The organism is Coleofasciculus sp. FACHB-712 (assembly GCF_014695635.1).
GTDB lineage: Bacteria > Cyanobacteriota > Cyanobacteriia > Cyanobacteriales > FACHB-T130 > FACHB-T130.
Genome location: NZ_JACJOQ010000364.1, coordinates 1 through 20,121, shown reverse-complemented (window position 1 = coordinate 20,121; position 20,121 = coordinate 1). Strand labels below are relative to the sequence as shown.

17 protein-coding genes and 2 pseudogenes are annotated in these 20,121 nt (G+C 47.1%); 9 read left to right on the top strand and 10 right to left on the bottom strand.

All coding sequences use genetic code 11. The features are described 5' to 3' along the window. Nucleotides 1-133: 133 nt before the first annotated feature. Nucleotides 134-1,108 (top strand): annotated as a pseudogene (locus H6F50_RS09960) (IS4 family transposase); the annotation flags it as partial. A 265-nt stretch (nucleotides 1,109-1,373) separates the two neighbouring features. Here H6F50_RS09960 and H6F50_RS09955 read toward each other — a convergent pair. The 3 genes from H6F50_RS09955 to H6F50_RS09945 form a co-directional block, all read right to left on the bottom strand. Continuing rightward, nucleotides 1,374-2,198 carry a type 1 glutamine amidotransferase gene (locus H6F50_RS09955; RefSeq protein ID WP_190428571.1) on the bottom strand — a complete coding sequence of 275 codons (825 nt, stop codon included), beginning with the start codon at nucleotides 2,196-2,198 and terminating at the stop codon, nucleotides 1,374-1,376. Between the two features lie 103 nt (nucleotides 2,199-2,301). Beyond that, nucleotides 2,302-3,636 (bottom strand): MurT ligase domain-containing protein, encoded by a 1,335-nt coding sequence (locus H6F50_RS09950; protein ID WP_190428573.1) that lies wholly within the window; start codon nucleotides 3,634-3,636, stop codon nucleotides 2,302-2,304. Between the two features lie 278 nt (nucleotides 3,637-3,914). Next, on the bottom strand, nucleotides 3,915-5,759 hold the full coding sequence (locus tag H6F50_RS09945; protein WP_190428570.1) for a family 10 glycosylhydrolase: 1,845 nt from the start codon (nucleotides 5,757-5,759) through the stop codon (nucleotides 3,915-3,917). A 42-nt stretch (nucleotides 5,760-5,801) separates the two neighbouring features. On the opposite strand from H6F50_RS09945, the gene H6F50_RS09940 reads away from it, so the two are divergent. From H6F50_RS09940 to H6F50_RS09930, 3 genes and pseudogenes are all read left to right on the top strand, one after another. After that, nucleotides 5,802-5,969 carry a hypothetical protein gene (locus H6F50_RS09940; RefSeq protein WP_190428569.1) on the top strand — a complete coding sequence of 56 codons (168 nt, stop codon included), beginning with the start codon at nucleotides 5,802-5,804 and terminating at the stop codon, nucleotides 5,967-5,969. Nucleotides 5,970-6,134: 165 nt separating this feature from the next. Next, nucleotides 6,135-6,476: pseudogene (locus tag H6F50_RS09935) on the top strand (SulP family inorganic anion transporter); the annotation flags it as partial. A gap of 861 nt (nucleotides 6,477-7,337) precedes the next feature. Further along, on the top strand, nucleotides 7,338-7,865 hold the full coding sequence (locus tag H6F50_RS09930) for a hypothetical protein (protein WP_242028965.1): 528 nt from the start codon (nucleotides 7,338-7,340) through the stop codon (nucleotides 7,863-7,865). Nucleotides 7,866-7,944: 79 nt separating this feature from the next. On the opposite strand, the gene H6F50_RS09925 is transcribed toward H6F50_RS09930, so the two are convergent. Together H6F50_RS09925 and H6F50_RS09920 are read right to left on the bottom strand one after the other, a co-directional pair. Continuing rightward, nucleotides 7,945-9,081, bottom strand: a complete 1,137-nt coding sequence (locus H6F50_RS09925; protein ID WP_190428568.1) for a mechanosensitive ion channel domain-containing protein — start codon at nucleotides 9,079-9,081, stop codon at nucleotides 7,945-7,947. Continuing rightward, entirely contained in the window at nucleotides 9,056-10,054 is a 999-nt protein-coding gene (locus H6F50_RS09920; protein WP_190410152.1) for a mechanosensitive ion channel domain-containing protein, read from the bottom strand. Before H6F50_RS09920 ends, H6F50_RS09925 begins: the two co-directional genes overlap by 26 nt. Before the next feature lie 59 nt (nucleotides 10,055-10,113). On the opposite strand from H6F50_RS09920, the gene mnmE reads away from it, so the two are divergent. Together mnmE and H6F50_RS09910 are read left to right on the top strand one after the other, a co-directional pair. Then, complete coding sequence (gene mnmE / locus H6F50_RS09915; RefSeq protein WP_190428567.1) at nucleotides 10,114-11,499, top strand: tRNA uridine-5-carboxymethylaminomethyl(34) synthesis GTPase MnmE; 1,386 nt, start codon at nucleotides 10,114-10,116, stop codon at nucleotides 11,497-11,499. Nucleotides 11,500-11,639: 140 nt separating this feature from the next. Then, nucleotides 11,640-12,233, top strand: a complete 594-nt coding sequence (locus H6F50_RS09910; protein ID WP_190428566.1) for a class I SAM-dependent methyltransferase — start codon at nucleotides 11,640-11,642, stop codon at nucleotides 12,231-12,233. A gap of 24 nt (nucleotides 12,234-12,257) precedes the next feature. Here the strand turns inward: H6F50_RS09910 and H6F50_RS09905 are convergent, their stop codons facing one another. Then, on the bottom strand, nucleotides 12,258-12,638 hold the full coding sequence (locus H6F50_RS09905) for a response regulator (RefSeq protein ID WP_190410155.1): 381 nt from the start codon (nucleotides 12,636-12,638) through the stop codon (nucleotides 12,258-12,260). A gap of 401 nt (nucleotides 12,639-13,039) precedes the next feature. Between H6F50_RS09905 and H6F50_RS09900 the strand changes: the two genes are divergently transcribed. Continuing rightward, nucleotides 13,040-13,384: a hypothetical protein gene (locus H6F50_RS09900; protein WP_190428565.1), complete on the top strand. Its 345-nt coding sequence runs from the start codon at nucleotides 13,040-13,042 to the stop codon at nucleotides 13,382-13,384. Between the two features lie 319 nt (nucleotides 13,385-13,703). On the opposite strand, the gene H6F50_RS09895 is transcribed toward H6F50_RS09900, so the two are convergent. The 3 genes from H6F50_RS09895 to H6F50_RS09885 form a co-directional block, all read right to left on the bottom strand. Beyond that, nucleotides 13,704-14,645, bottom strand: coding sequence for a ribonuclease III domain-containing protein (locus H6F50_RS09895; protein WP_190428564.1), 942 nt, complete (start codon nucleotides 14,643-14,645; stop codon nucleotides 13,704-13,706). 138 nt (nucleotides 14,646-14,783) lie between these two features. Then, nucleotides 14,784-16,328, bottom strand: coding sequence for a SagB/ThcOx family dehydrogenase (locus tag H6F50_RS09890; RefSeq protein ID WP_190410178.1), 1,545 nt, complete (start codon nucleotides 16,326-16,328; stop codon nucleotides 14,784-14,786). 178 nt (nucleotides 16,329-16,506) lie between these two features. Continuing rightward, a complete protein-coding gene (locus H6F50_RS09885) occupies nucleotides 16,507-17,454 on the bottom strand; it encodes a DUF4349 domain-containing protein (protein WP_190428563.1) in 948 nt (315 codons plus the stop codon). Between the two features lie 228 nt (nucleotides 17,455-17,682). Between H6F50_RS09885 and H6F50_RS09880 the strand changes: the two genes are divergently transcribed. After that, a complete protein-coding gene (locus H6F50_RS09880) occupies nucleotides 17,683-18,411 on the top strand; it encodes a DUF3891 family protein (RefSeq protein WP_190428562.1) in 729 nt (242 codons plus the stop codon). Nucleotides 18,412-18,579: 168 nt separating this feature from the next. Next, a complete protein-coding gene (gene ilvC, locus H6F50_RS09875) occupies nucleotides 18,580-19,575 on the top strand; it encodes a ketol-acid reductoisomerase (protein ID WP_190410160.1) in 996 nt (331 codons plus the stop codon). Between the two features lie 291 nt (nucleotides 19,576-19,866). Here ilvC and H6F50_RS09870 read toward each other — a convergent pair whose 3' ends face one another. After that, nucleotides 19,867-20,085, bottom strand: coding sequence for a hypothetical protein (locus H6F50_RS09870; RefSeq protein WP_190428575.1), 219 nt, complete (start codon nucleotides 20,083-20,085; stop codon nucleotides 19,867-19,869). Nucleotides 20,086-20,121 lie beyond the last annotated feature (36 nt).

The following is a 20,121-nucleotide window of genomic DNA, read 5'->3' as shown; positions in this document are numbered from 1 at the left end:
CTAAAGTTCTGTTTACCGTTATGGATTTTGCCGTTTTTGACGACATGAGTTGACTGACAAACCGGGCAAGTTGGTTGGGAATCAGACATAGTGCTTCTGATGGAACGGTATCTCTCCTATCCTTACATCTTTAGGACTACCGGGAATTATTGACCAGCAGGTGTGGGTCAGAGAACTCGAAAATCTAGGCATCGCCAAAAAACGTCGTCAACGGGAAACACAACAAAAAGAAAGCCAACGCTGGTTAGATGGATTAGAAATCACCCAAAAGTTGATCCCAGCAGATATTCAAGTGGTGACAGTTGCCGACTCAGAAGCCGATATATTCGACTTATTTAACCAGAAACGTCCGGAAAATTCCCATTTATTAATTCGCGGGACTCATAATCGAAAAGTAGACCATTGTGCCAAATAGCTTCATCTTGCCATTCGTCAAATTCCACCTGGTGGTCAACTCACGGTCGAAGTTAAACGTAGTCCAGAATCTAGAGCAAGAAAGGCCATACTCACACTTCGGTTCACAAGTTTCGATATCCTTGTCCCGTTACATTACATTGGGCGTTCCCGGCTCAAACCTGTGAAGTTACAAGGAATTCTGGCATCAGAAGAAAACCCGCCATCCGGAATTCAGCCAATTAGTTGGTTATTGATGACTAGCCTGGAGATTAATCGGCTAGAGGAGGCAGCCCGTTGCGTTCGCTGGTACACTTACCGTTGGTTGATAGAACGCTATCACTACGCATTAAAAAGTGGTTGTGGAATTGAGAAATTACAACTGGAAACGGCTCGGAGAATTGAGATGGCACTAGCCACCTATACAATTGTAGCGTGGCGTTTGTTATGGCTAACTTATGAAGCCAGATGCAATCCAATGCAGCCCTGTGAGACAGTTTTAGAAACCTATGAATGGCAGTCTTTGTGCGCCACTATTAATAAAAATCCCATTCCACCCACCCAGCCACCTTGTTTGCGAGAAGCCGTGCGAATGATTGCAATGTTGGCTGGCTTTTTAGGACGAAAAAGCGATGGGGAGCCGGGAATTCAAACCATTTGGCGAGGATTGCGGCGATTACATGATATCGCGGCTACCTGGAAATTACTCCATTAAGTTTTCTATTCATGCTTGTTGTCCTCCATTCAAATCTTGTAGCACCATGAATTTCCTGAATTGTCACTATCTCTACCAACTTACTTCTCGGAAATCCCTTCCTATCTTGTTTGTCCCTTTGTTAAGAAAGATGTGACTAATGGATAGCCGTTGACGGAGAGGGGTTGGGGGTGAGGTTCCGAGTTCAAGTCAGAACCGTACTAATTTCTCGATCCCCGCTGTGCAGAAACCGCTGGTGAGGTTCCGAGTTCAAGTCAGAACCGTACTAATTTCTCGATCCCCGCTGTGCAGAAACCGCTGGCACCTTGACGCCCAACTTTTTAAACATCGCTTCTCGCCCCTGCATTGCCAAGACATCATCTAGGGGTTTTAAAGAAATTGGCGTTTGATATTTTTCTGCAAGTGCAGTTTGAATGAGCCAGTCAGCAATCGAGGGATTTTTGGGTAAAAGAGGACCGTGAGAGTAGGTCGCGATCGCATTCCGATAAAATGCTCCTTCCATCCCATCTTCCCCATTATTCCCATAACCGCTAATCACACGTCCCAAGGGTTCCACCTCACCTAAATAAGTGCGTCCGCCGTGATTTTCAAAGCCGATTACCAAAGGCGCATCCTCCGACATCTTTCGCAAATCCTCCGCCAATCGCGACGCCGTGATCTCAAACACGACATTCCCGATACAGCGACGGGCATCTGGCCCCGGATGCTTGCTGACAAAATCTAACAAACCCAATCCCTCAATCCGTTGCCCTAAGGCGGGTTCGTAGTAGTGTCCCAGCAGTTGGGGCGATCCGCAAGTAAATACCCCAGGCGTTCCTGCTTCAATTTTCTGAGCGATCGCTTCTGCTTTGCCTTGGCGCAAATCGCGCATGACGATTTCCTGCTGTCGGTCTTGTGCGCCGCCACCCACGATTACATCGACTTGGCGAAATTGCTCTGCGGGGGCGTCCCGATCTAAGGGCATGACGTTGACTTTGATCCCCCGCCATTGGGCACGTTGTTGTAAACAGATGACATTACCGCGATCGCCGTAGGTACTCATCAGCGTCGGATAAAGCCAGCCAATTGTGAGTTCAAGTTGTTCGGTCATGGTGACAGTCAAATTTTTTGATTTTTAACGCAAAGTAGCGCCAAGGAAATCGCAGAGGTACGCAAAGGAAGGCTACTTTCTGCGTACCGAGAGCGTTTAACATCTACAGAATTTTTCGCCCCGTCAAAATACCTCGGACTTCTAGCATCGCTGAGTAAGTCGGTAGAATGTGCAGGGTTTCGCCGGTGGCGGTGTGTTCTAAAGCAGTGGCGATCGCTTCTTGCAAATCTTCTTTCACGATCAGTTTGCAGCCATGTTCCTCGTCTGCTTGGCTGTATTGCAGGCGTAGCGCCATATCGTAAACGCGATCGCCGCTGACTACCACCGTTCCTCCCTGTTCTACCAATTTTTCGGTGTCTACATCCCAAATCCAAGAGACATCAGTCCCATCTGGGGTGCGATCGTTTAGCACCATCAGCGTTGTGGAAGAACCGCCGTGGCTTCTTTGCTGATTTACTGCGCGGATGGTTTCATTCAGCGCTACGGGATTTTTTGATAGCAAAATCCGCACCTTTTTCCCGGCGACTTCTAATTCCTCAGCCCGTCCAAACGCTGCATGGAAGTTTTTAATCGTGTCCAGGATATTTGCGGTATCAACGCCAATTTCTTGCGCCGCTAAAATAGCCGCCAGCGTGTTGTATTTGTTGTAAATCCCAATCAGAATCTGAGGCCATTGGCGACTATCGATTGCCAAGGGGCCTTTTTCAAAGCCACAGCTAGGACACCGATAATCGCCCTGATGAGATAAGTAGACGCCCTGATAATCGAGAGAATGTCCGCACCGGGGACAATATATAGAATCTACTGCATGAGGAATTTCGTCAAGATAAGCTTCAGGTTCGCTTAAACCGAAGAATAAAACTCGTTGCGATAACTGCTGACCCAGATAAGACAAGGTGGGGTCATCGCCATTTAAGATCGCTACCGTATCTTTGGATTGGGCGATCGCTTTCTGCCAACGCTGGCTAATCGTATCCACTTCCCCGTACCGATCCAGCTGATCCCGAAATAAATTTAAACACAAAATCAATTTTGGTTGAACTGGCGGCAAAACCTTCGGCAGAATATTTTCATCTACCTCTAAAATTGCATAGTCAGCGTTGAGCTGACCGATTAAATTGGTGTTGGTCAGCAGTGCGGTGATTAATCCATTCATGAGATTGGCACCCGCCGCATTGTGAACAACGCGCCATCCCTGACTTTCTAGCATTGTCCGCAACAGCAGCGATGTCGTTGTCTTCCCATTTGTCCCCGCAATGAAAATCACACCGTGCTTTACTTGACCAGACAGCAGGGACAACAGCTGCGGCTGAATGCGTCCGGCAATTTCTCCCGGTAAAACACTAGCAGCCCCCAAACGCAGCAAGCGCACCAGCTGCGTCACTGTCTTTGCCGTCCCGACTGCTACGCCCAGCCGTAACCTATCTAAAAGCGATATTTTCACCACCACACTCCTGCCCCGGCTACACAGCCACACGCTCTCGTCGCGGCTTTACTGCTACTTACTGAGCTGTGCTTTGCTCGTCAGCATTCTACCGTACTTGGCTGTAAATCCCCTGTCAATGATGAGTAATAGTACCCAACAGCTAAGAAAAACAAATTTCTTGTCCGTACCGGCGATACAAACTCTCAGGGGATTTATAAACCGCGTAGGGGCTTTTTGATTGCCATGCCCCTACAAAACGGCAATGATTCCCGGTTATTTAGTCTTAATTCCTAACGAGATGCTTTCCACCCGTCCAAAAGATTTGGTCGCTCTACGGACGTAGGAAAGAGTCCTTTAAAGGCAGCCTGTCTGAGGTCTGGCTTTTCGGGGGTCATATTCCACAAGCTTTCGTAGAAGAAGAATGACATCCCGGCAAATCCGCGCTGACGAACCGCTGCAACTTGCTCCTGAATTTGTGCAGCCTTAACCGGGTGAGGTTTCACGCCGCTGAGGATGCCGATGGCGACGGGGATATGGCGCTTTGCTGCTTTGACTTCTGGGCGCTCTAATTCCCCAATGAAGCGGCTCAGATCATCTCGATAGATTTGGACGATCAGTTCCTCAATCAGCCCCTGCTGTTCCCACTTCTGCCAGTCGGCTAGAAAGGAGTTGTAAGAAAATTCTTGGGGATTGGGAGAAAGGGCAAAAATAACGTTGGGTTTGCGGTCTTTGACGGCCTTGAACAACTGTTTCAGATAGGCAGTAATTTTGTCAGCCCGCCAGCGTATCCATTGAGGATCTTGGGCGTTGGCGGGAGGAGATTTCCCACCGTTTTCTTTCTTGTACAGTTCGACGGTAAAGGCGTCGTAGCCAAAATCGGCGGGAAAGCCGAAGTGGTCATCGAATTGAATGCCGTCAACATCGTATTTGCTAACAATTTCGACGACTAAATCTTGGATAAAATTCTGCACTTCGGGACGCATTGGATTCAGCCAAACTCGGTTATGCGTTCCTTCTTTCCAAGTTTGAGAACCGTCGCGTTTTTTGAGTAGCCATTCGGGGTGGCGTTTGGCGAGGTCAGAATCAGCAGGTGCCATGAAGCCGAATTCAAACCAGGGGATGACTCCCATGCCTTTTTGATGTCCCTGGTCTATGATTTCTTTGAGGATATCTCGTCCTTGTAAGCCTGGGGTGGGATCGAGCGATCGCCCGGTGACTTTTTGGGCTACAGCACTGGGATATAGGGTGTAACCCCAATTCCAAACGGTGGGATAAACGGTATTGAAATTTAGCTCATCGAGGCGTTGCAGGGCTTTGCTAAGGCGATCGCGCTCAAACAACACGTCACTATCAATATTCGTCAGCCACACCCCCCGAATCTCTTCGGACTGCGCGGTTGGCGGCGTCCCAGCGCTAACAATGTATTGGGAAGGGACTAATCCAGCAGTTCCGGTGGCTTGACACAAGAAAGCTGCAACTTCTGCACGACTGGCTAGCTGATTGGGATTGAGTGTCTTGACGTTGGGGTAATTGACCACGATTTGTTTTTCGGTCGCAGCAGCGATCGCAGTCCGCGCATAGCTAGGAATTGCCGTTGCATCGGTAAATGCCCCCGTCAAAGTGCTACTCACTGCCTGAGTAGGCGAATACTTCAAACCACTCGCCAAAGATACCAACGCTTGCGATCGCGGGATTTTTTCGTTCGGTTTGAACACCCCACCCGGATAACCCGACATAAATCCCTTTTGATAGGCTTTACGAATTGCATCTACCGCCCAGGAATTTGCTGGGATATCCGCAAACTGACCGCCGCTACGAACGTCCGCTGTATTGGGGAAAGCTTTGCCAACCATCGCGGCAAATTCACCCCTGGTTACGGGTGCCTTTGGTCGAAAACTTCCATCCGGGTAGCCACTAATAATCTGCTTTTGTGCCAACTGTTCTATACAGGGTTGCGCCCAAAGTCCTTCCACATCGAAAAATTTTGTCTGAGCAAATGCGGCAGGGTTTACCAGCGTCATGGTGAAGCTAAAGGCAACCAGGAAGATAAACCAAGCTTGACGCCCAAAGGCACGGCTAAACCAAACTAGCCCGTCTGCGAAGCTCGTAAAAAGTCGTTTGACAGCGTATTTCAATCTCTACCTCAATCAGGGTGTACGAAAACTTCCCCAAATATTATGGAACCACAAATCATGACTTGGGCATTTCGGCAAAGGTTGCAGCAAGTTGACTGGGTAAAGGTTGTGGTGTCATGGAAATCATTGGGAATCGAAAATCGCCATCGCTCCCTTGAAGGATGCTGCAAGTACAACCAGCATACAAGTTTTGAAGTGGCTGATGATTGAAAGGATGGCGGGGTAGGTCTTGTACCTGCCCTTCTCAATACCTGGGTATCCGCAAAATGTACCCTACATCGTCCGGCAATTAGGCAGCGTTAAACTTTTTGACTGGTTAGTAGAAACAAGGGGAAATGTCTTCAGGGACGAGAGTAAAATTGGAGTAATAATCGCACGATACCGGGTTCATTAATAGGATTGGTTTTAGCGATCGCGATCGCATCTTATTTCCATCTCAAGGTGCCCACAATTGGAGCTATTCCCCAATCCTTGCCGATGCCGCAAGGGATTCCCTACTGGAATGATTTTGGATTAATTCGAGAACCGATCAATCCGGCTTTGGTACTCGCAGCACTCGGCAGGATCGAGTCTTTATTATCAGCCGTCGTGGCGGATGGGATGACCGTGAGTGAAAAACACAATAGCGATCGCGAACTCATGGGAATTCCGGCTACCGGCGCGATCGCCCGTACCGTCATCAATGTCCGTTCTGGTGGGAAAACCCGTCTTTCAGGGGAACAGAAGCCTTCTTGAAGTAGAGGCGCGATCGCTTTCTTGACGTTCAAATGTGGAAAGGCGAACCGACAGGTCGGCGCTTCGCTATCGCTTAATCTACTAATTTTTGCGTATTCGCATCTACTATAAGGCTGGTTTTGGCTAAGAAAGCTGAAGATTACTTAATAAATCCCCCAAAGCTGCTGTCTCCTCTGCTACAGTTTTCATTTATACAGCCAAGGAAGAGGCAGATTTGTTTCTAAATCGCTCAAAAAGAGCCGAGTCTGCTGCTGTTGCTTTGTCAGCAATTTCTCATTCTTTCGGTAGTTTTATCAGGTAGGTGTGCAATGTTTGCATAGTGGCAATCAATCCTTATGGATTTTCTGCATAAAGCTCTTTCACTTAGACACAAGCTGTAGGTAGTTTCAAAAATTAGAGTTGCGGCTTTTCATAAAATACGTAAGGTCTAGGACATTCGTATGCCGCCAACATCCAGCAAAGTAAGAGCGCTCTTAGCACATCGTAGTGTTGTCCGATCGAGCCGTTGGCATTCCATGTCCAGAGCCAGCACTTGTGACTTTAAGAACTATAACGATATGTTAAGTTTTATTACATTTTATTCCTTGTTAAGGGAAAAGCCGAATGCCCCTGTGTAGCAAATAACCGGGTGTACGCATACATTCAACAACCCCTATAGGACTCTCAATCCAAGCTCAGCACTGTTCTAGCTACCTTTGGACAGGCAAGCTGAGATCACTTAAATTAAGTGATAGAGATCACGAAGCGAAAAGATAGCAGTCATTGTCCTGTTAGGACGCGATCGACCGAACGCTCCCAAAATCACCCGATATAAGGAAGCAAAAAGAAACTTAGATTGAAAAAATGTTAATTAAACTCCCTTTGGTACTCGCCATGACTGACCTTTATGATTCAGAAGATGTTCAGGCAAACCACAAGCGCTCGCTCAGAAGACTCGCCAAGGCGATCGCGCTTTCTCAAGGTGAGTTCTCGCTGATTTTGGTGTCTTGTAACTATCCCCAGTTACAAGAGCAAATGGCAAAGCTGCTAAAAGAAATCTCCACGGTCGAAATTCAAGAACTCGTCCTGCATCCTTCGGTAAAGACGCTTTATACAACGATTCAAAAAACAATTGAAGATCGGCAGCCGCAAGCCTTGATGGTCTTCGGTCTAGAGTCTGTGGTGGACATTAATCAAGTACTTACCTCGACGAACCTCGTCCGGAATCAGTTCCGCAAGCAGTTCGCTTTTCCGCTAGTGTTGTGGGTGAGCGATGAAATTCTGCAAAAGCTGACTCGGATGGCACCTGATTTTAAAAACTGGGCGACTACTGCTATTCGATTTGAGGTTCCCAACAATCAGTCGATAGAGTGGACAGCCATCACCGCTTGAAAGAGGAGCATCCTGCAAGATGACTAACGCGCTGGCAGTCTCTAGGATGACCTATCTAGTCATAACTGTATAAGCGTCATTAAAGAGTCACTGGTGACTCCACATAAATTGTTGGTTCCTGCATCTTAAACTCTATGCCATACTCGAGCAGATGCTTGGAGATTTTTTCGTTCGCCAATTCCAGTAGATGCTTTCGCAGTTGAATCGAGTTTTCACTGGAACCCAGAATAAAAAACGTTACCCTCGCTCTCGTTGTTTGCTTTTCCGCATTATTTATTAAAGTAATATTTGTACTACCTGGATCGATCCCGAACACAGAGTCTGTACTCTGATTAATGACTTGCTGTACTAGCGCCTGTTCCCGATCTTCTAGTAACCCAAAAAAATCTAGATAAAGTAAAACCATTACCTTCTTGCCCATCGTCACATTCTCAATTTCTAAATTTGCCAATGTGGAATTGGGCACAATATATAACGTACTTTTAGCCGCCGTGCGAATCTTAGTAGAGCGCAAACCAATCGATTCAACGCGACCAAACAAACCTCCAGGTACATTGCCAATTGAAGGCAGACGAATATAATCCCCAGGAACAAAAGGGCGATCTAAATACAAAACAATCGTCCCTAAAAGCTGCTCTAGAGTCTTTTGAGCCGCAAACGCCACCGCCAATCCACCAATGCCTAAACTTGCCATCAAGCCAACTAAATTGAATTGCTGACTTTGAGCAAAAGCCAGAATGGCGATGAAGCCGATCGCAACATTTACTAAAGTCTCAATTACCAAAATCAGTTCATCAAAATCTCGACTAAATTTCCCAAGTATATCAATTCCATAAATTCGGATAAACTGCCGAAACAACCGGGATATTAACCAAGCTACGCTAACAATGACAGCTAAATCTACAAAAGGTTTGATTAATTTATAAAGGGATTGATAATCTTCAATCCAGGTTAGAGAAAGAGAGATAAGGATAAATGTACCCGCCACTCTAAACAAGTGTTTGATTGGCTCGATTAAGTCTTCATAAATACTCGTTACTTTCTCCGATGCAAAGCGGCGGACGATTAATTTGCTGATCCCAGGTGTGTATCGTCCCAATAGCAAAGACAGGAGGACAAACAGCAAGAAAATAAGGGGTTTGGAAATATCAATTTGAAGAACCTGATAACGAATATCGGCAAGGTTTAGATTAGATAGTAATGGGTGAATCCACATAAATTGTTGGTTCTTCAATGTCGAAGACAATCCCGTAATATTTCAATTTATCTGTAATATTTTGACTCGCAATATCGAGGAGTTGACGCCGCAATCCCATCGACACTTCGCTAGAACCTAAGATAAAAAAAGTGATTTGTGCTTGCGTTTTGCTCTCGCTATCCTTGCTCAAATCTTTAAATGTAACTTCGGTGTTGCGCGAGTCGATTCCAAAAATATCCTCTGTACTGTCTAAGATGACTTGACGAATTAAGGCACGTTCTTCGTTCTCAATTTTTCGGTCGAAGTTTAAGTAGATGAGAGCCATAACTTTCTTGGCACCCGAAAAATTCTCAATATTCACCTGTGTTAAGGAACTATTCGGTACGATTACCAATGTTCCTTTGCCAGAGGTGCGAATTCTGGTGGAACGCCAGCCAATTGACTCAACTCTGCCAAAAATCCCATCTGGCAAGCCAATATAGTCATCGACAACAAAGGGACGATCGAGATAAATGACAATGCCTCCTAATACTTGTTCCAAAGTTTTTTGAGCAGCAAAGGCAACAGCTAAGCCGCCAATCCCTAAACTGGCTACTAAACCAAAAATATTAATTTTATGAGTTTCGGCAAAAATAACGATAATCAAAAATACAATAATGAAATTAGCAATTAATTTAGCCAGAATTAGCAGTTCGCTATTGATTTTACGTCCGCTGTTGATCGCAGCATCTAAGAGATAGATATCAAAAACCCGCTTAAACAGGCGAGAACCCAACCAACAGGCAGCGATCGCGAGAGATAAACTAACTGCAAATTCGATTAAACCCGACTGAAAAAAAGCCGGGATTAAGTGTATGGCAGTGTCAGCGATCGCTAGCCCAATGACAACTCCCAATAAACCCTCATAAGGCTTAACGACTTTTTGATAGGCTTCAAGAGCCTGGGAAGAAACTAATTGCACAACTTCTGAGAATTCTGGTAATTCTTCCACTTTATTACAGCAGAATGGAAATTGATAAGCTTTTCATTTAACCCGAATCTCAAGGCAAGATGTCTGAAACGTTTGTGCAGGGGGGAACAATCGCCGCGATCGCTACCGCTGTTGTTCCCCAGCAGGGGAGTGTGGGGATTGTGCGCGTATCGGGAGCGGAAGCGATCGCGATCGCGCGTACCCTCTTCCACGCACCAGGGAAGCAGCAGTGGGAATCTCACCGCATCCTCTACGGATATGTGCGCCATCCCCAGACGCATGATGTGGTAGATGAAGCACTGTTGTTGATGATGCAAGCGCCTCGCTCCTACACCCGCGAAGATGTGGTAGAGTTCCACTGCCACGGCGGAATTATGCCAGTGCAGCAGGTATTGCAGCTGTGTTTGGAGGCGGGGGCAAAATTAGCACAGCCGGGAGAGTTTACCCTGCGGGCGTTTCTGAATGGGCGTTTGGATTTGACGCAGGCGGAGAGTATTTCCGATCTCGTGGGAGCGAAATCGCCTCAAGCGGCTCAATCAGCGCTTGCCGGGTTGCAAGGGAAGTTGCAAAAGCCGATTCGCTCCCTGCGTACCACTTGCCTCGACATCTTGGCAGAAATTGAAGCCCGAATCGACTTTGAGGAAGACTTGCCACCGTTGGATGAAGCGGATATCATCGCCCAAATCGAGCAGATATTGGCAGAAACTACAAAAATCTTGGCAACTGCCGCACAAGGCGAACTCCTCCGCACTGGCTTAAAAGTGGCAATTGTCGGGCGTCCCAACGTCGGGAAATCGAGTTTGCTGAATGCTTGGAGTCGGAGCGATCGCGCCATCGTCACCGACCTTCCCGGCACCACTCGCGACGTTGTAGAATCGACTCTGGTCGTCGGTGGAATTCCCGTGCAAGTGCTAGACACTGCTGGGATTCGGGATACCGCTGATGTGGTGGAAAAGATTGGGGTTGAGCGATCGCGCGATGCCGCTCAAGCCGCTGACTTAGTACTACTCACCATTGATGCCCAAGCCGGTTGGACGCCCGCCGATGGAGAAATCTACGAACAGGTACAACACCGCCCCCTCATTTTAGTAGTTAACAAAGTTGACCTGGTTGGGGAGATTCCCAAATTTTCTCTCCCAGACACCATTCACCGGGTTGTACCCACCGCAGCCGCCCACAACCACGGCATTGACGCCCTAGAAGAAGCCATTTTGGATGCCGTACACACCAGCAACCTCAAGGCAGCCGACTTGGATTTAGCGATTAACCAGCGGCAAGCAGCGGCGCTAACGAGGGCTAAAACTTCTTTGGAACAAGTGCTGGCTACGATTACCGATCAACTCCCTCTCGACTTCTGGACAATTGACTTGCGGGGTGCCATTCAAGCTTTAGGAGAAATCACCGGAGAGGAAGTCACAGAATCGGTTCTCGATCGCATTTTTAGCCGATTTTGTATTGGGAAATAGGTAATGGATAATTGGGAATGGGTTTTCAGAAGTCTCTATTACCAAAATGCATTATTCTGTAGCCCCCGTAGGTAGGGCTAATTGTTTGTATAACCCCATTCAAGCTGAGGGCATAATCACAATACAGACAATTTAATATTATGCACAAGCACAAGCAAAACTCAGGAAAATCTACCTCTTCTAACCAGCGCCAAGCGATTCGGAAAGGATACGAACAATATAGCGTCCAAGGTTTCTACGAACAATTTGGAGATGAATACCGAAATCCTCAAGAATCCGCCATTCAAAAAGTTTTGCAACTTGCAGCCAGTCAGTGGCAGCTAGATTTTCACAAAGTATTAGACTTAGCTTGTGGCAGTGGCGAAGTAACTTTAGCGCTGCAAAGTTTAGGATGTACCAACATTGATGGCATCGATCCCTATACCTACAACGCCTATTTAAATCGCACGGGTAAAGAAGCTGAACCCTATACTTTTGAGGACATTGCCTCTGGAATTCTCAACGACCGGCATTATAGTTTGATTGTGTGCAGCTTTGCGATGCATTTGCTGCCAGAGTCACGTTTGCCGATCGTCGTTTACCAACTCGGTCTAATTGCCCATTCAATGATAATTATTACCCCAAACAAGCGACCTCACTTGAAGCCAGAATGGGGATGGCTTTGCTTAGACGAAATCATGTGTAACCGCGTGCGATCGCGGCTTTATCAGCGAACTTATGGACGAGGAGAGTAAGGCATTGCTCACCCTCTGCCCAACTTAGTTCCTCACACTTGTTTCTCGCAGCAATTGTTTAACGGTTCCGACTAGCTCGTGGGGTTCAAAAGGTTTAGAAATATAGGCATCTGCGCCTTGCTTCATTCCCCAGTAGCGATCGAATTCTTCCCGTTTGGCTGAACACATCACCACAGCTACCTTCTGGGTTTTGGAGTCGGCTCTAATTTTACGGCAAACTTCGTAGCCATTCATCCGGGGTAGCACAATATCTAGCACCACTAAATCCGGACAATTGCCCTCCATTTGCTCCAGCGCTTCGACACCGTCACAAGCCACAGTAACACTCAGCCCGCTCTCTTGAAGGAGGCGTGAGATCATCTCCCGTTGCGTGTGACTGTCTTCCACCACCAGAACTGTAGTCATAACTCCTACCTACTTACGAGGTTCAAATGTTCGCGGGAAAAAAATCAGCGCACCCCAAGTCGAATTGCCTTTGGTTAGATAAAACTTATCTACTTCCGCTCATTTTCGCTTATGAGTCTAAAAATTGTTTACGTAAATACACGTAATTTTTCCGGTTTCTTTCCGTTATATTTTAAGCGATCGCTCTGAAATCCGATGATCAATCAACGGACATCTTTGCTTAATCTTCAAAGTTCCTCCGAGTTTTTCCAGAAAAGCTGTAAAGATTATGTAAATATCCGTCTAAATACGGAGAAGCCAAATTCCGGTCAACATCCTTATACGTAAGCATACAGAGTCGTGTTTGGGTTCCGATTTTTATTCAACTCTATGTATCGGTTATAACTAATAATTTTCAATTCATGGAAGGAAAACTGCGATCGCGGCTGAACCGTCGTCGGTTTCTACTTGGCTGTACCCTGACTGGAGGCGGGATCGTTGCCGCAGATTTATTATCAAAATCTGGACAAGCACAAGTCGCTGCCCCTGCTATTGTGACATCGGATAAGATGCGTCCGCAAATCCCGTTTGGGGTTGCTAGCGGCGACATCACAGGTAACAGCGCCGTCGTATGGAGCCGTTGTAATCGCCCTGGACGCATGATTGTGAAATATTCGATATACCGAGTCATTCCGGAATGTGCAGCGGGTTGTGGGACCCGCTGCCCTGGAAAACAGCGATTTCACAGCACGGATTTACCTGGCTGACTTGCCATTAGGTAGCAGATATTCTACCGAGTCACCTTCCAAGATTATCTGATATCAACATCTACAGCACCCCCGCACAAGGCAGTTTCCGCACTACAAAGGTCGTATATCCGCTCTATATTTTCTCTTCCAGACTGCTCCTGGAAGAGAGAGTAAGTCGATCAGTCCGCAAGTACGCCGCTACGCTAACAGTATCTAGCACTTTTAGGACTTACGCAAAAACTCTCTCAAACTCTTATTCCTTCGTGCCTAAGCGCTAACGCGCAGGCTCCGCAAACGCGGTTCATTTTTCCGTTACTCGTGCGTAAGTCCTGACTTTTTAAGAAACTTCCCGCTCCATCAGCTGATTAAAGCGTTCTACGCCTTCTTTGTATCGCTGACCTTCATATCCCATGACTTTCTTGATAATCCACTCCTTGTGTTTTCCGTCTTCCAGAAGTAACGGGATCGCCAGAAGAAAAACTTCATCTTCTTGGATAAAGCGCTTAAACCAATTACACGTATCAGAGAAGCTACGTTCATGGTAATTGTAGACTTCCCCTAATATTGCCTTGAACGATAAACTGCCAATTTTTTCCGACTCTCGCCCTAGTAAAATTGAGTCTTCCGACCTCAGATGAGACTTCAATTGAGCTAACTTGTGAGAGTTGATCAGCTGCTTTCGCAAAGTGGAGAGAATGCCTGTACGAATGTGGGGAAATTTGCGATACAGGTAATCGGAGACAGCAGCATTGATGATCCCGTCGCCCAAAAATTCTAACTGTTTATTCGGCTGCTTACGCTCCTTCAAGTTCTGAAGATGATGCTCCAGAACCGGAGCGATTAAGTGCTTGACGATCCATTTCTGCGTCTGCGAGAAACGACGATCGAGGTACATTGCACCTAATAACGCTTCACATGCATCTTTAAAGGGGTTATTCACCTTCTGGCGCAGCAGGTTCCAGTCTTCACCCGAACCCAGCAACAGGTCTTCTCCTAACCCTAATTGGAACCAAAGCTTGGTCAGCCTTTCTCCCTCAACGAGCTTGTCTTGCAAAACTGAAAATTTGCTGACCTCTAGATAGGGGCAGCGTTCGTAAAGGTAGTCAGCAACCACGAAGTTGAGAATCGCCTTGCCGAGGAATTCTAACCGCTGATTGTCTTGCCCAGATTCGCCGATTTGGGTGGCAAAGGAGGTGTGGGTTAGGGCGAGGCGGAGTAGGTTCTTGTCTTTGAAACGGAGGCCAATTTTATTTTCGACCGTTTCCGGGTTCCATGCCATCTTCTTTTTCCTCTATGAAATGCCTAATTAACGAAGGCAAAAGGAAAAAGAAATTTTAGATTTGAGATTGAAAAAATCAATGGGCAATCTTAAAATTTACAACGATTTTTTCTTTTTCCTTTTGCCTTTTACTTGCCTTTATCTCGGACGCCCTAAGGTGGTGATGTACACAACCGCTTCATCAGCAGGGATACCCAAGACTTCATTCACCTGGTTATCAAAGAAGCCGCCGATGCCGCTGACGCCTAGACCAAGGTGAATGGCGGCTAAATTCAGCCGTTGCCCTAAATGACCGGCATCCATGTGTAAATAACGATAAACGCGATCGCCATACTGCGCCACTGCTGTTTTCAAATCTGCTGTGTGGAATAGCACCGCCCCCGCATCTCTACCCAAATCTTGCCCCAGGCACAGATAGTGCAATTCCTGGCGGAAATTTTTAAAGCGGATTTGCCGCAATTCCTGAGCTTTCGGTGCGTAATAGTAGCAGCCTTCCTCCAGTCCTTCTACCCCAGACACGGCGATAAAGGTTTCGATTAAATTTAAATCAAAATAGTCTGGAGAGCTATCTAAACCTTGGTCGATGTAGTGCTGGGGTTGGTAGGTGAAATCTAGTAAAGCTTTCAGTTCCTCTAGAGTTAGATCTTCACCCGTGTAGGCACGAGTCGAGCGCCGCTTGAGAATGGTTGTTTCCAAGTCGTGCAAATTTGCTGCCCAATCAATTGGCGTCGTGACGGTTGAAACCTTGAGACAGAAGGGAAAGTTGTATTTATCATCGGGAGTTGGCGGTTGCAGGACATCTTGTGAGATGGGCGTCTTGCCCGTTATCTGCTGGGTTTCCTCAATCTGCGTCGCTTGGTGGCAGTAGCCGAGCAATTCACCATCGGGGATATTAGGATAGTCCGTTTGAGTGACAGAGGGCAATGCAGTCGGACTGAGGGGCAAGTTTTGTTTCACATCCAGCAAGTCTGCCAGAGCGATCGCGCAAATTGCTCCTTCCTCCTTTGGATCGAGGTAAAGTAACTCATTCACTGCCCGATCCGCAAACCCCCCAATTAAGTGAGGGCGATAGTCATTCAGGGCACTCGCTAGCTCAATATTGCCCAGCAGATGCCCCGTATCCAAAAAAATTCGCCGATAAGCTCGGTCTTGATAGCGCCAAGCAGAACGGTAGAAGACGGCTGTGGTGACGAGGCACAATTGGGTACTATCTAACACCGGATGCCAAAAACAAGCTGTTTGCAGCGCTTTCCAGGCATCACTTTCCCAAAAATGAATTAAAGAATGGCTCTGAGGCTGATAGTTATAGAGTCCGGGTGGTAAAAGCGGCGTCCCACGGGAAATTAAATAAATCTCCGCTGGGTACAACCCCCCGGCGGAGGGGGCTGCCCGCAGATACATCGGATTTCCCATTGTCATTACTTTAGCCGTCAAGCCATAGCTGCAAAACAGCAGCCGCGACAGGCGACGCCATGCTTGGGTTTTTTCGCCCTCATCTACTAACGCCTCTGGTATTTCTGTTAAATAGGGCTTCAGGTCATAGGTTGAGCCAATTTTGTAGTCTTTAAAAGGCACTGGTTGACGCTCCCAGTCCAGCCCCTGGCTCTTAGAGGCGAGCGTCTGGGGATCGTATTTAGTCCGCTCGTGATAGTGCTGAGCAATTGATACTCGCAATTCTGGCATACAGCTGTCTAGCAACGCTTCCGCTTCGCCTTCCATCTTGCCATCCCCAGCAGCAAACGTGTCGTACCGTTAAGTACAAATAAATCTGTGTCGTTCTGGATTCGTCCTGTTTTAACGGTCTTTCGGGGCGAATAGCAGTTTCCCCAATTCTTAAAATTAAGATTGACAAACCCGCAGATTAACCGGCGTGCGGGGGTTCGGACGGTTGAGGGGCTGATTGCGATCGCTGCTGTTTGAAGCGCTGATAGCCAACGGGAACCGCCACTAACACCAGCAAAAACGGGCTGAAAACTGCTAACCAAATCGCCAACCGGATCAAGCTGGTGGTGAGTTCGCCCAAAGAGTGAGTTGCTTGGTTCCAAGTTTCCCGAACATCTGAACCCAAAGGTCGCGCTGGGGGGATACCTGCGATCGCTTCTTCTAAAGTTAGGGTAATGGTAGAGTAGGCGACTCGGCTGCGTAAGCTTTTCAATTGTGCATCCAGCTGTTCGATATTTTGCCGCACGTTGCTGAGTTCGTTAGCAACTTTCAAGACATCCCCCACTGAGCCGGAGCGTTCCATAATTTTGAGTAAGGTGCTTTCCTGTTTCCGCAGGTTCCGCAGTCGGGCTTCGTTATCCACGAGTTGATCGGTAACATCTTCAGCGGTGAGGGTGCGGCGCTGTACGGTTCCCAGTTTTGCTAAGAAATCGAGACTGGTTTCGAGCTGCTCTTGAGGAACCCGAATTTGCATGGATGCAGTGTGACGGGCGTTTTCGTCTTTGGGTTTTTGATCTTGGAATCCTAGCAAGTCGCCCTGCTGTTGTTTAACAATTTTTGAGGCGATTTCAATACTTTTTTCGATGGAGTTGACACTCACCGATAGTTCGGCGTTTTTGATCAATTGGGGGCGCTGTCTCGGCACCTGAGCCTTCGCCCCAGCAGGGCTTGCTATGTTTTGGGAGCGAACGGCTCCGGCTTCGGCTGCTGAATTTGCCATTGGCTCTGAATTTGGGGCGGTAGGCGCGAGTTGCGCCAGTTGTGTCTTTTGTTCAAAAGAAGAGGCACAACTGGTTAAAACGATGCCTCCCAGCAAGGCGCTTAAGAATAAAGAAGGTTTTAGCTTTGGATGAAGTGAGCCGTTCATTGCATAACCCCCAATTTAGTTATTGCCAGTATGCCTTACTGAAAAAAGGGGCACGCTGATTGTTGCGGTTTATGCAACACAGGGTGTTGCGGTGATAGGAAAGGGCGACGATACTTTCTCTAATCCGATGAGCGCGATCGCATCTAACGGCTTCCCTAAGCTAGATACGTGCTTTGTTAATTTACTTCACACTAGATCGAGAATTCGAGGAAAAAAGGACAGTTTTTCGTGATTGCTAACTTAGTTGAAAATGGTTGGGAAGTCATTTATCATCGCGCCCATGCCTTGCTAGCTGCTCAAATAGCGGGTCACTGGCACCAAAAAGATCGCCCAGAACGCTTGATCGAGACGGTGGCGGCAATTTCCCATCACGACGACTTAGAACGCGAGTGGGAAGGAAATCACCTCACTGAAGCGGGGGCACCCTTGGACTTTACCCTCGACAAGAAAACGGATCTCAAAAAGCTGGCTACACTGACGCAGAATTCCCGCTACCGAGGACGCTGGGTAGCTTTGTTGATTTCGATGCATACCAGCTTTCTCAATGAAGGGAAACGGGGAGAGTCGCCAGAATTGGACAAATTTCTGGATGAGCAAAAAGAGCATCAAAAGCAATGGATTAAGGGGTTGAAGATTACCCAAAAGGAAGCCGATAAAGCTTATGCATTTATGCAATGGTGCGATCGCTTCTCACTCATCCTCTGCAACCACGAGTTGCCTGCGGGTCAGCGGGCTTTAGAAATTAGCAAGGGGCCAGACGGAAAGCGCTATGATGTGGTGCAGCGTAGCGATGGGAATCTCACCGTGCAACCTTGGCCTTTTGCAGAGGAAAAGTTTACGGTGAATGTGGAAGCGTGCTACCTCAAACAAGTGAAATTTGACTCAAATGCGGAACTCACGCAAGCACTTCAAGAAGCACCAATTGACATTTTAGAGTGGACATTAGTGAAGTCCTGACGGATAGGGAATGGGTAATCGGTGATGAGTCAGTCGCAACAAACCAAAGACTCGCGACTCCTAACCATTACCCATTACCAATTTTCTAAGCATAGGGTTATCTTGACGTAGTTTGATAGAATTAAGAGTTTGCACTACTCAAGATGCTTGCTCCAAGGAGTTGCCCCTATGGCCCGGATGTATTATGACAACGATGCCAACTTAGATTTATTAAGCGGAAAAACCATTGCTATCATCGGCTATGGCTCTCAAGGTCACGCCCACGCCCTCAATCTCAAAGATAGTGGCATGAATGTCATTGTCGGGCTGTATCCGGGTAGTAAGTCGGCTCAAAAAGCGAAAGAAGCTGGTTTAGCTGTCCACACGGTCGCTGATGCTGCCGCAGCGGCTGATTTCATTATGATTCTGCTGCCTGATGAGGCACAAAGAACAGTTTATACCAATGAAATTGCGCCGCATCTAACCGAAGGAAAGGTATTAGCCTTTGCCCACGGCTTCAATATTCACTTTGGTCAGGTTGTCCCGCCTGAGAATGTAGATGTGGTGATGGTAGCACCGAAGGGGCCAGGACATTTGGTGCGACGCACTTACGAACAGGGTGAAGGTGTACCTTGTTTATTTGCGGTGTATCAAGATGCCACGGGACAAGCACGCGATCGCGCGATGGCTTACGCGAAAGGTGTCGGCGGTACTCGTGCCGGAATCTTAGAAACCACTTTCCGGGAAGAAACTGAAACCGACCTATTTGGCGAACAAGTTGTGCTTTGCGGCGGCTTAAGTGCGCTGATTAAAGCGGGTTTTGAAACGCTTGTTGCTGCTGGCTATCAGCCGGAATTGGCTTATTTTGAATGTCTCCATGAAGTCAAACTGATTGTTGACTTGGTTGTGGAAGGCGGTTTAGCCAAAATGCGCGACAGTATCTCCAATACTGCTGAGTATGGCGATTTGACCCGTGGTCCTCGGATTGTCACCGACCAAACCCGCACCGAAATGCGGAAAATTCTCCAAGAAATTCAATCGGGTCAATTTGCTCGTGAATTTGTTTTAGAAAATCAATCTGGAAAAGCCGGATTTACAGCGATGCGGCGTCAGGAAGCTGAACATCCTATTGAGGAAGTTGGCAAAGATTTACGGGCAATGTTTAGCTGGTTGAAGAAAGTGTAAGCAGTTAGACAGGAAACTTACCTTGGATAAAAACCCGCTTTCTTTAAAGAAAGCGGGTTTTTAAGTTTTTGCAATCCTAATTTATTCTTTTGATGCTTTAATTCAGCTTCTCCCCAAGGATTGCAGCACTAACCGGAAAGTATTGCTGTTTAGCGAGTATGTGTAAAGTTTTATATGGGAAAAACCGGCTCGCCGATAACTTTCATTTTTCTTTATAAACGCGCTCTGACGCCCTGTCATCGGTAATGGATAATGGGAATAAACATCTTCCCCTAAGCCATTACCCATTGACTATTTGATTCCTTTTTCCTCTTGTTCAATCGCTTTTTCAGTTCGCTCGTAAACATTCCTCGGTTTCTTAGTGGGAAATAATCCCAGTAAAGAATTATTCAAAGCGGTTCGGGTGTTGAAACTAGCTGTACTTAAGGGTTTGGGCAGAACGCGATCGCCAAAACCAATAAACATCAAAGCTAAAATAATCACCAATGGCGTAACTGTCTTTTTATCCACAATCGTATGAAAATTTTTCTAAGGTACTTTCTTCTA